An 11,041-nucleotide genomic window follows, 5' to 3' on the forward strand; every position below is an offset into this window, starting at 1 on the left:
GGCGTCCCGGCGGCGCTCCTGACGCGCCAAGTTGCCAACGCGCTGCGCGCCGGTCGATCCGCTGGGGCGACGACAGCGAACACGCCCGCGCTGACACCGATCGCATCACGCTCGCGCGACCGTCGGCACGTCTGCGCAGCCAGCCTTCCCCGGAACCATCGCCGTGGTAAGGTGGTTGCCTGCGACGCCCCACGTCGACGTCCGGGTGAAGGAGCGTTCCCATGGCTCGAATGGATCTCGCCTACACTGCCTTCGAGGGCATGCGGTACATGATGGCGCCGGCGCGCATGGCCGCCGAGATGGCGTGGTTCGGGCTGCAGAACCCGGCCAACCCGCTCTCCTACTCCCCCTACGCCCGCTCGATGGTGGCCGGGTGCGAGATGTTCGAGCGCGCCACCCGGCGCTACGGCAAGCCGGCCTTCGGGTTGTCCGAGACGGTCGTCGACGGCGTCGCCGTGCGGGTGACCGAGCGGGTGGTGTGGGAGCGGCCGTTCTGCCGGGTGATCGCGTTCGAGCGCGCCTTCGCCAACCCGCCGGCCGAGCCGCAGCCCAAGCTCCTCGTGGTGGCGCCGATGTCGGGGCACTACGCCACGCTGCTGCGCGGCACCGTCGAGGCGATGCTGCCGAACCACGACGTCTTCATCACCGACTGGTTGGATGCGCGCATGGTGCCGCTGCTCGCCGGGCGGTTCGATCTCGACAGCTACATCGATTACTGCAAGGCGATCTTCGCCGCCCTCGGGCCGGACCTCCACGTCATGGCCGTGTGCCAGCCGGCGGTGCCGGTGCTTGCCGCGGTGGCGGTGATGGAGGCGTCCGGCGACCCCGGCGTGCCGGTCTCGATGACCCTGATGGGCGGGCCGATCGACACCCGCCGTTCGCCCACCGCCGTGAACTGCATGGCGCAGGAGCGCGGGCAGGCGTGGTTCGAGTCGAACACCATCTCCTACGTGCCGCCGATCCATCCGGGCGCGTTCCGGGCGGTCTATCCCGGCTTCCTGCAGCTGGCGGGGTTCATGGCGATGAACCTCGACCGGCACAGGGACGCCCATTCCGACATGTTCGACCACCTCGTGAAGGGCGACGGCGACTCGGCCGAAAAGCACCGCGCGTTCTACGACGAATACCTGGCGGTGATGGACCTGACGGCCGAGTTCTACCTCCAGACCGTCGAGACGGTGTTCGTGAACCACGACCTGCCCAAGGGCACGATGCGCCACCACGGCGTCCCGGTCGACCTGACGGCGATCCGAAGCTGCGCGATCCTCGCGGTGGAAGGCGAGAACGACGACATCTCCGGCGTCGGCCAGACGCTCGCCGCCCTCGACCTGACGCCGAACTTGGCGGCCGAGCGCAAGGCCTACCACCTGCAGCCGGGCGTCGGGCATTACGGCGTGTTCAACGGCTCGCGCTACCGCACGATCATCGCCCCCCGCATCGCCGCCTTCGTGCGCGAGATGCAGGGGCTGCCCGCCGCCGAGCGGCCGCTGCGGCTCGCGAGCTGAGCGGACGACCGCAAGAATCTGCCGCTTTCGCCCTTTAGGGGCGGGGGCGGCGGAGCTAGACTGTCGCCATGCCCTTCGCGCTGCTGCGACGTCCCGATCCCGACCATCTCGACATCGTCCACGCGGGCGAGACCTACCGCATCGCGGTGCGTCGGCGCCCGACCGCGCGGCGCCTGACGCTGCGCGTCTCGGCCGCGACCGGCGAGGTGGTGATCACCCTGCCGGCCCGCAGCGCGATCAGCACGGCGCAGCGTTTCGCCGTGAGTCACGGCGGCTGGATCGCCGCCCGCCTCGCCCGCGTGCCCGAACGGGTGCCGCTCGCGGAGGGCGCGATGGTGCCCTTGCGCGGCGTGCCGCACCGGATCGTGCGGCGGGGCTCACGCAGCGGCATCACCCGGATCGAGGAAGGGGCCGAGCCCACGCTCTCGGTCTCGTGCGGCCCCGAGCACGTCGCCCGCCGGGTGCGGGCCTTCCTCGACGAGGCAGTGCGGGCCGACCTCGCGCGCGCGGTGACGCACTACACCGCCAAGCTCGGCCAGGGGCCGGTGCGGATCACCGTGCGCGACACGCGCAGCCGCTGGGGCTCCTGCACCGCGGGCGGCGCCCTCAACTTCTCCTGGCGCCTGATCCTCGCGCCGCCCTTCGTGCTCGACTACCTCGTCGCCCACGAGATGGCGCACCTGCGCGAAATGAACCACTCGGCCCGGTTCTGGACTCTGCTGGGCCAGCTCTGCCCCGAGGTCGACGCCGCGGAAGCTTGGCTCAAGCGCAACGGCACGGCGCTGCATCGCTACGGGTGAGGGCGTGAGCGGAACATTCCCTCCCGCGCAGAGGGGGGAGGGATGCGTCGCGAGAAGTCATGACGCCCTCGGCCGCAGTATCGAAGGCAGCGCCCCCTCAACCCTTCGAGCGAAGCACCCGCTCGCGGGACACGCGTTCGGCCGGCCAGGTCGGGCGCGGGTCGACCTCGCCGGGGGCCAGGGTGCGGGGGGCGACGCTGTCGCAGAGCTCGCGCTGGCGGACGATGATCGGGTTGCCGTATTCGTCGCGGCGGCGGACCAGGCCGCCCTCGCGGCAGAAGCCGGCGATGGCGGCGTTGCCGTTGCGGCGGCCGTAGGGATTCCGCTCCACCGGCGGGTGTTCCACCGTGAGCAGGCCGTCGTGGTTGAGCGAGCGCTCGACATAGGTCGTCTCGCCGATGGGAAGCGGCTCGGCCGTCGCGGCGACGCCGGAGGCGCCGAGCAGCAGGACGGTCAGGGCGAGGACACGCATGGCGCCGGCTCTCGTGTGGTGATGCATCGCCGCGATATCTAGGCCGCGCCGCATTCGGGGGATAGCGCATTGCGGCAACATTTGGTCCGCGGAAGGCCGGGTCCCGCGTGTTCGACGGCTCCGCGGACCGAACCGAGTGTCGGCTTCCCTCGAATGCCGCGCTTGCGCGTGTGCCTCTGCTTGACAGCGCCGGCCCCCGCATGGTCGGAACACCCGGGTTTTCGGCAAGGCCCCGCCCGCGGCGGGTTCGGGGTACGCTCGTGAAGGGATCGTCCGTGCGGCTGCGCAGGAGTTTCGGGAGGAGTTTCGATCGCGTCCGGCGCCCGGCCTTGGGCCTGGCATCCGCGGCCCTCGCCGCCGGCTTGCTCGGTGCCGGATTCTTCGCCGGCCTGGGCGGGGCGGCTCAGGCGCAGGGGATGGTGCGCAAGACCTTCGAGGATTGGCAGCTGCGCTGCGAGACGCCGGCCGGGGCCAAGGCCGAGCAATGCGCCATGGTGCAGTACCTCGCCGCCGAGGACCGGCCGAACCTTACCCTCGTCGTGATCGTGCTGAAGACCGCCGACAACCGCGGCTACCTGCTCCGCGTGGTGGCGCCGCTCGGCGTGCTGCTGCCCTCCGGGCTCGGGCTGAAGATCGACCAGACCGATGTCGGCCGCGCCGGCTTCGTGCGCTGCCTCACCACCGGCTGTGTCGCCGAGGTGGTGATGGACGAGGGCCTCGTGCGCCAGTTCAAGGCCGGCACGCAGGCGACCTTCATCGTGTTCCAGACGCCGGAAGAGGGCGTCGGCATCCCGCTGTCGATGAAGGGCTTCGCCGCCGGGTTCGACAGCCTGAAGTGACCATCGGGAGGCGCGGCATGATCGGGGCTTTGGGGATCGGACGAGTGGCCCTCTGTGGGCTCGTCCTGGCGCTCGGCGCGGCGCCGGCGGGCGCCGAGGAGGGCAACGTCTTCTCCAACCTGTTCAAGTACGGCGGCACCACCGTGCCCCCGTCGCAGCCCAAGGAACTCGAGGCGGCCTATTGCCCGACCGTCGACGTGCCGGAGGGCGGCGCCGCGCTCACCAACCCGCCCGGTGCCACGGCGGCCGGCATCCGCAGCCAGGTTTCCCTCGGGCGCGTCGCCCGCGAATGCACCCGGCGCGCGGACGGGTCGATCTCCGTCAAGGTCGGCGTCGAGGCGCGCGTCCTGCTCGGTCCCTCCGGCGCGGCGGGCCGGTTCGACGTGCCCTTCACCATCGCGATCAAGCACGACGACAAGACCGTCACCACGCGCACCCGCCGCGTCGCGGTGGTGGTCGGCCCCGGCGAGGCGCAGGGCTTCACCTCGATGGTGGAGGACGACATCCCCGTCCCCGCGGCGATGAGCGCCGACTACGAGATCGTGGTCGGCCTGGGCGGCGCCCCGAAGGCGCCGACGAAGCCGAAACCTCGCCGCCGCGCCCCGGTGGCCGCGGCGCCGTCTCAAGCGACGACGTCCGAAGCCCCCGTCGAGGCGGGCGGCGGCTGGATCGTCCTCACCTATCGCGAACCGCCGACGACTCGCCCGCGCCGGCCGATGCTTCGCTTGGTCCGAGCGGAGGGCGTCGAGGACGTGGTGCTGCCCGGCGTCACACAGGCCTACGCCCACTGGCTCGGTCTGCTGCCGGACGACCTGTGCGAGATCCACCTCGCCGCCGAACCCGGCTTCGTGCTGGAGCGCGTCGGGCGCCGCAGCACGGCGAGCCTGTTCCTACAGGCCCTGGCGACCAAGCCCTTGCGCGGAATCTCCGCGCTCTACGAAGGCCTGCGCGGCGACGAACGCCGCCACCGCGACACCCTCCGCGGCACCTGCGCGGTGACGCCGCGCGCACGGTATTCGGATTGGGCGGCGGAGCGGGCCGCACCGCTGCCCGAACCCCGTGGAAGCATGGACCGACGGAACGCGGCGGCCGCGACCGACCCCATCTCCCGTTCGGGAGAGGGTTGGGGTGAGGGGGCAGGTCTTTCCGGAAAGGTCACGCCCCTCACCCTGTCCCTCTCCCGAACGGGAGAGGGGACCCGCGATCCAATGGCGATCCGCGTGCTCGTCCTGGCGGATGCGGATTCCAAAAGCCTCGCTGCGACGCTCGGGAGCCTGCGGGCGCAGAGCCATCCCGGCTGGCGCGCCGTCGTCCTGCATGAGGCCCCCCACCAAGCCGCGCTCGACGACCCCCGAATCGCGCACGCGCCGTGGCGGGACGACCGCAGCCTTCGCGATCTCGTCGGGGACGCCTCCCTCTGCCTCCTCCGCGCCGGAGACCGCCTCGTATCGGAGGCGCTGGGCTTGCTCGCCACTGAAATCGGGCAGGCCGACTTGATCTATGCCGACGAGTTGCGCGACGGCGCCCCGCGGCTGAAGCCCGATTGGAGCCCCGACCTCGCGCGCGTCACCGGCTACCAGGGCCGGCCCTGGCTCGCCGCGCCGGCCCTGCTCGCGCGGCTGCCGGATGGTCCGGTCGGGCCGAGGGAAACCTTTCCCCTCGCCCTCGACCTGATGCTCGAGCAGGCCGCGGCCGGCGTGGCACACTTGCCGCGCGTGCTGGCCGAGACGGTCGGCGCCGACCCGGATGCGGCCGCGCGCGCCGATTTGGTCATCCAGCATCGGACCGCTGTCGCCGAGCCCATGATCCGCGATCGCGTGGTCGACCTGCTCTGGCCGCTGCCCGATCCAGCGCCACGCGTCAGCATCGTGATCCCGTCGCGCGATCGGCTCGACCTGATCGAACGGGTCTGCGGCGGCGTGCTGCACGAGACCGCCTATCCCGCGATCGAATGCGTGATCGTCGACAACGGCTCGACCGATCCGGCCGTGCTCGCGCATTACGACGCGCTCCGGCGCGATCCGCGAGTGACGATCGTGGCCTACGACGCGCCGTTCAACTTCTCGGCGATGGTCAACGCCGGGGTCGCCGCCGCGACCGGGTCGGTCGTCGTCCTGCTCAACAACGACGTGGCGGTGCTGCGCCCCGATTGGCTCGACGCGATGGTGAGGCAGGCGCTGCGGCCTAAAGTCGGTGCGGTCGGGGCCAAGCTGCTCTACGCCGACGGCACGCTGCAACATGCCGGCGTCGTCGTCGGGCTCGGCGGCCGGGCCGGGCACATCCTGCGCAAGCGCCCGGGCGACACCACAGGGCATCTCGGGCGCCTGCGCGTCGCGCACGAGGTCTCGGCGGTCACCGCCGCGTGCCTCGCTGTTTCACGGGAAAACTACCTCGCCGTCGGCGGCTTCGACGCGGAGGCGTTCCCGGTCGACTTCAACGACGTGGATTTCTGCCTCCGCCTCGGAGCCACCGGACGCAAGACGATGTGGACGCCGGCAGCGACCCTGGCCCATCTCGAATCGGTGAGCCGCGGCCCTTCGGTCGGGGTTAAACGCGTCCGATTCGAACAGGAGGCCGCCCGGTTCGCCGAGCGCTGGCGCGACGCGATCCGGCACGACCCGTACTACCATCCAGGCCTGTCGCTCACGACCTTCGGCGAGGACCTGGAATAGCCATGGCGCGCGCAAGGCCCCCCGGCATCGTCGCCACCCTGGCACGTCACCCGCAGCGGACCCTCGACATCCTCTGGGCGCGGCTGACCGGCCGGCGCCTGCGCGCTCGGCAGCGCCTCGCCGCCCTCGTCGGGATCGACCACCAACTGGCGCTGCCGGCCGCCATCCTCGACCGCTTCCCGATCGAACGCGAGGCGACGGACGAGCCCGACCTGCACGTGCTCACCGCGCCGGGCCATGACCTCGTCGCGGGCGCGTGCCGAACCTTCGCCGACGCCTTCGCCGCCGATTCCAGCCTGCACGCGCTCTACGGCGACGCGCTGATCCAGCCGACGCCCGGGGGGCCGGTGTTCCCGCTGCTGCGCCCGGCCTTCGATGCGGACTACCTGATGGCCGTCGATTGGCTCGGCCCAGTGCTGGCGCTGCGCCGAACGAGCTTTTTGCAGATCGCCGGTGCGGATGCGGAGATTTCCGCGCTGGAGGCCGTGCTGCGCATCGCCGAGCGCTACGACGTCGGCGCGATCGGGCACCTGCCGGGAATCGCGTCGGTTCAAATCGGGGCGGATGTGGGCGACGCCGGTGTCCGAAGCCTGGCGCGGGTCCCCTCTCCCGTCCGGGAGAGGGACAGGGTGAGGGACCAGGTTTTTCCGGCGCGGTCGCACCCCTCACCCCAACCCTCTCCCGGACGGGAGAGGGGGCCGGTCGGCGAGGTGGAAACATCGAGTCCGCAGAAGGAGCATTCGCTGGATCGGCGTCTCGCGATCCTCCGCCGCCACCTCGACCGCACCGGGCGGGCCGAGACGGAACTCGCGCGTGAACCCGACGGCATCGTCGTCGTCCTGCATCCGCTGCCCGACCCGCTCCCGCTCGTCAGCGTGATCGTGCCGACCCGCGACCGAGTCGACCTGCTGCGGCCTTGCCTGGAAAGCCTGCGCACGCAGACCGGTTGGCCGAACCTCGAGATCCTGGTCGCCGACAACGACAGCGGCGCGCCCGAGACGCGGGCCTATTTCCGCGTCCTGGAGGGGGAGGGGGTGCGCATCGTCGACTGCCCCGGCCCCTTCGACTTCGCCGGCATGAACAACGCCGCCGCCGCCCTGGCGCAGGGCGCGGTGCTCGCCTTCGTCAACAACGACGTCGAGGCCTTCGCGCCGGGCTGGCTCGGGCGGATGGTGCGCGAGGCGCTGCGGCCGGAGGTCGGCGCGGTCGGCGCCAAGCTGCTCGACGGGGCGGGGCGGATCCAGCACGGCGGCATCGTGCTCGGCACCGGCGGGCTGGCGACCCACGCGCACCGGCACTTTCCGGGCGACGCCCCCGGCTACGGGATGCGCCTCCAGGCGACGCACGCGGTCTCGGCCGTCACCGCCGCGTGCCTCGTGGTCGAGGCGCGGAAATTCCGCGCGGTCGGCGGCTTCGACGCCGAGCACTTCGCGGTGGACTTCAACGACGTCGACCTATGCCTGCGCCTGGATGCGGCCGGCCATCGCACGCTGGTGGCGCCGGGCGCGGTGCTGCATCACCACGAGGGGGCGAGCCGGAAGCGCTCGCAGGAGGCCGAAAGCCGCCACGCCCGCGAGGTCGCGGCATTTCAAAGGCGATGGGGGCCGCTGCTGGCGCAGGACCCCCATTATCATCCGGCCTTCGACCCGAACCTTTCGACCCACGCGCGGCTGCGCGCGGGATGGTTCGACCGGTCTACTGGACCAAGCGCGGTCCGCCGGTTTGGACCTTCTCGTTCTCCGACATGATGCCGAGACGCTTGGCGACCTCGGTGTAGGCCTCGATCAGCCCCCCGAGGTCCTTGCGGAACCGGTCCTTGTCGAGCTTGTCCGCGGACTTGATGTCCCACAGGCGGCACGAATCCGGGGAGATCTCGTCGGCGACGACGATGCGCATCATGTCGCCTTCCCACAGGCGGCCGGTCTCGATCTTGAAGTCGACGAGGCGGATGCCGACGCCGAGGAACAGGCCAGACAGGAAGTCGTTGACGCGGATCGCCAGCGCCATGATGTCGTCGATCTCCTGGGGCGTGGCCCAGCCGAACGCGGTGATGTGCTCCTCGGAGACCATCGGGTCGTTGAGCGCGTCGTTCTTGTAATAGAACTCGATGATCGAGCGCGGCAGCTGCGTGCCTTCCTCGAGGCCCAGCCGCGTCGCCAGCGAGCCGGCGGCGACGTTGCGCACCACCACCTCGAGCGGGATGATCTCGACTTCGCGGATCAGCTGCTCGCGCATGTTGAGCCGGCGAATGAAATGGGTCGGCACGCCGATGTCGTTGAGGTGCTGGAAGACGAATTCCGAGATCCGATTGTTCAGCACGCCCTTGCCGTCGATGATCTCGTGCTTCTTCGCGTTGAAGGCGGTCGCGTCGTCCTTGAAGTGCTGGATGAGCGTTCCCGGCTCCGGACCCTCGTAGAGGACCTTCGCCTTGCCCTCGTAGATGCGACGGCGGCGGTTCATAGGCGTGTACCGTGGTTTGAGGAAGTCCATCGGGCCGTGGCTCCTGGGCGACGTGACGTGCGCGGATTCCGCGGCGTTCAGACCTCGCGAGAGGTCGGGCCGCGGGCACAAGTCATGACTCCAGAACTCCGGCGGCCGTGCCGCAAACTACCCGAAGCGCGTTGGCAGCACAACGCGTTAGCCGGGTGGGGGATACGCGCCGTGCGCTCTTCACTTCCCCGGAAAGGCCGCCGGTTTCGTCGAGCTCCGCGGGTACCGAAGCGGGCGCCAGTCCCTTCTCCCGTTTGGGACAGGGAGACGGTCGGCGTTTCGAGCGACTCCTTCGATGCCGTCGCCCACGGATGCGAAAGTTCGATCACGGTAGAGGAAAGGTAAAGGCGCGGGTTCCCACTCCCTCTGGACGATAGAGCCGCGGGCCGCCCTCACACCGTCTTGTCCGGGTAGCGGCACAGGTCGGCGATCGGGCAGCGCGGGCAGTCGGGCTTGCGCGCCTTGCAGACGTAGCGCCCGAACAGGATCAGCCAGTGGTGGGCGTTGAGCCGGAAGGGCTCCGGCACCAGCGCCTCCAGCCCGGCCTGGACCTTGTCGGTGGTGGCGGCCACCACCAGGGGGATGCGGTTGGCCACGCGGAAGATGTGGGTGTCGACGGCGATGCGCGGCTCGCCGAAGGCGACGTTGAGCACCACGCTCGCGGTCTTGGCGCCGACGCCGGGCAGCACCTGCAGCTCGGCCTGGCTGCGCGGCACCGCGCCGCCGTGCTGCTCCACCAGGATGCGCGAGAGCGCGACGACGTTCTTCGCCTTGGTGTTGAACAGCCCGATCGTGCGGATGAACCCGCGCACCCGTTCCTCGCCCAGCGCCAGCATCGCCTCCGGGTTGTCGGCGACGGCGAAGAGCGGCCCGGTCGCGCGGTTCACGCCGACATCGGTCGCCTGGGCCGACAGCACCACCGCCACGAGCAGCGTGTAGGGGTTGAGGAATTCGAGCTCGGCCCGCGGCTCCGGGTCGGCCGCCCTCAGGCGGGAGAAGATCTCGACGAGGGTCTCCGGCCCCACGGGCTCGGGCGCGCGGGTGGCGCGTGCGACGATCGGTCGGGCGAGCGTGGCCCCGATCGCGGCTTTCTTCACGGCGGGCGGCTTCCTGGCTGGCATCGTCGGGTTATATTGGCCCCATGGCGAGCGGCAACCTCCACGTCCACCCGGACGGCCTCGATCCCGACACCATCGACCAGCCGGTCTTCTCGGCCACCATCCGGCCGGCCCAATCCCTGAGCCGCGTCGGCTTCAAGGTGGTGATGACCGGCTGCTGCCTCGTCTCCGTGGTGATCTCGGTGTGGTGCTGGCGCATGGGCTTCTGGCCGATCGCCGGTTTCTTCGGACTCGACATGCTGGCGATCTACGCCGCGCTCAAGGTCAGCTTCCGCCGCGGCCGCTCCTTCGAGGAGGTGATGATCTCGCAGCTCGAGATCCTGCTCACCCGCGTCAGCCACCGCGGCGAGCGCCACCAATGGCGCTTCAACCCGCTCTGGACCAAGCTCACCCAGGTCGAGGACGAGGAATACGGTCTGCAGCGCCTGACCCTGGTCTCGCGCCGGGAATACGTGGTCGTCGCCCGCGACGCCTCGCCCGACGAGCGCGCCCGCATCGCCCGCGGCCTCACCGGGGCGCTCGCGCAGGTGAAGAAGGGGTACTGACGGAAGGCACCGACGACGCATCACCCAAACTAAGGTGCACCCCCTCTCCCCGCGTGCGGGGAGAGGGCTTTGCCGACCTCGTCGTCGGCAAAGCGAGGCGGTAGCCGAAGGTGAGGGGGCTTGGCCGGAAGAGCCACGTCCGCCACCTCCCCCTCACCGCCGCTTCGGCTTCGCCTTCGCTCCCCGCACGGACGACGAGGTCCGTGCGGGCCTCTCCCCGCATGCGGGGAGAGGGGATGCGCGGCACCACCTGTCATTCCCGGCCTCGTCGGCACGGAAGATGCCTCGGTTCTCACACCTGAGCGGAGGGCGCACGTGCACGACACCCCCACCATCGACCGGCGCACCCTGCTCGGCGGCATCGCGACGGCTGCGGCCGTCGCGGCGTCGCCCGCACGTGGGACCGAGGCGAACGCCATCACCGCCGCCTCGGCGGGCGAGCTGGCCGAGGCGATTCGCAGGCGGCGCTACAGTGCGGTCGAGGTGGTGGAGGCGCATCTCGCCCGCATCGCCGCGGTCAACCCACGGCTCAACGCCGTCGTCCAGGTCACGGCGGAGTCAGCCCGCCGCGAGGCCGCCGCCGCCGACGCCGCCCTGGCG

At 71.0% G+C, this 11,041-nt stretch carries 9 protein-coding genes and 1 pseudogene; 7 read left to right on the forward strand and 3 right to left on the reverse strand.

Annotated elements, in window-relative coordinates:
• The first annotated feature begins 230 nt into the window (after window positions 1-230).
• Both phaZ and FV222_RS08585 read left to right on the forward strand, forming a co-directional pair.
• Entirely contained in the window at window positions 231-1,505 is a 1,275-nt protein-coding gene (phaZ, locus tag FV222_RS08580) for a polyhydroxyalkanoate depolymerase (RefSeq protein WP_147813842.1), read from the forward strand.
• Window positions 1,506-1,573: 68 nt separating this feature from the next.
• A complete protein-coding gene (locus FV222_RS08585; RefSeq protein ID WP_147751279.1) occupies window positions 1,574-2,305 on the forward strand; it encodes a SprT family zinc-dependent metalloprotease in 732 nt (243 codons plus the stop codon).
• 97 nt (window positions 2,306-2,402) lie between these two features.
• Here the strand turns inward: FV222_RS08585 and FV222_RS08590 are convergent, their stop codons facing one another.
• On the reverse strand, window positions 2,403-2,777 hold the full coding sequence (locus FV222_RS08590) for a hypothetical protein (RefSeq protein WP_147751280.1): 375 nt from the start codon (window positions 2,775-2,777) through the stop codon (window positions 2,403-2,405).
• A gap of 362 nt (window positions 2,778-3,139) precedes the next feature.
• Here FV222_RS08590 and FV222_RS08595 point away from each other — a divergent pair, with 362 nt between their 5' ends.
• The 3 genes from FV222_RS08595 to FV222_RS08605 are packed head-to-tail and all read left to right on the forward strand — an operon-like array spanning window position 3,140 to window position 8,036.
• A complete protein-coding gene (locus FV222_RS08595; protein ID WP_246685385.1) occupies window positions 3,140-3,616 on the forward strand; it encodes an invasion associated locus B family protein in 477 nt (158 codons plus the stop codon).
• 17 nt (window positions 3,617-3,633) lie between these two features.
• Window positions 3,634-6,288, forward strand: coding sequence for a glycosyltransferase (locus FV222_RS31065; protein ID WP_246685381.1), 2,655 nt, complete (start codon window positions 3,634-3,636; stop codon window positions 6,286-6,288).
• Window positions 6,289-6,290: 2 nt separating this feature from the next.
• Window positions 6,291-8,036 carry a glycosyltransferase gene (locus tag FV222_RS08605; protein ID WP_246685382.1) on the forward strand — a complete coding sequence of 582 codons (1,746 nt, stop codon included), beginning with the start codon at window positions 6,291-6,293 and terminating at the stop codon, window positions 8,034-8,036.
• Here the strand turns inward: FV222_RS08605 and purC are convergent.
• On the reverse strand, window positions 7,984-8,778 hold the full coding sequence (purC, locus tag FV222_RS08610) for a phosphoribosylaminoimidazolesuccinocarboxamide synthase (RefSeq protein WP_147728905.1): 795 nt from the start codon (window positions 8,776-8,778) through the stop codon (window positions 7,984-7,986). The genes FV222_RS08605 and purC overlap by 53 nt on opposite strands.
• Window positions 8,779-9,170: 392 nt before the next feature.
• Complete coding sequence (nth, locus tag FV222_RS08615) at window positions 9,171-9,899, reverse strand: endonuclease III (protein ID WP_147813837.1); 729 nt, start codon at window positions 9,897-9,899, stop codon at window positions 9,171-9,173.
• 20 nt (window positions 9,900-9,919) lie between these two features.
• Here nth and FV222_RS08620 point away from each other — a divergent pair, with 20 nt between their 5' ends.
• Window positions 9,920-10,441: a DUF2244 domain-containing protein gene (locus FV222_RS08620; RefSeq protein ID WP_147813839.1), complete on the forward strand. Its 522-nt coding sequence runs from the start codon at window positions 9,920-9,922 to the stop codon at window positions 10,439-10,441.
• 315 nt (window positions 10,442-10,756) lie between these two features.
• Window positions 10,757-11,041 (forward strand): annotated as a pseudogene (locus FV222_RS31070) (amidase family protein); the annotation flags it as partial.

This window comes from Methylobacterium sp. WL103 (genome assembly GCF_008039885.1).
Classification (GTDB): Bacteria; Pseudomonadota; Alphaproteobacteria; order Rhizobiales; family Beijerinckiaceae; genus Methylobacterium; species Methylobacterium cerastii.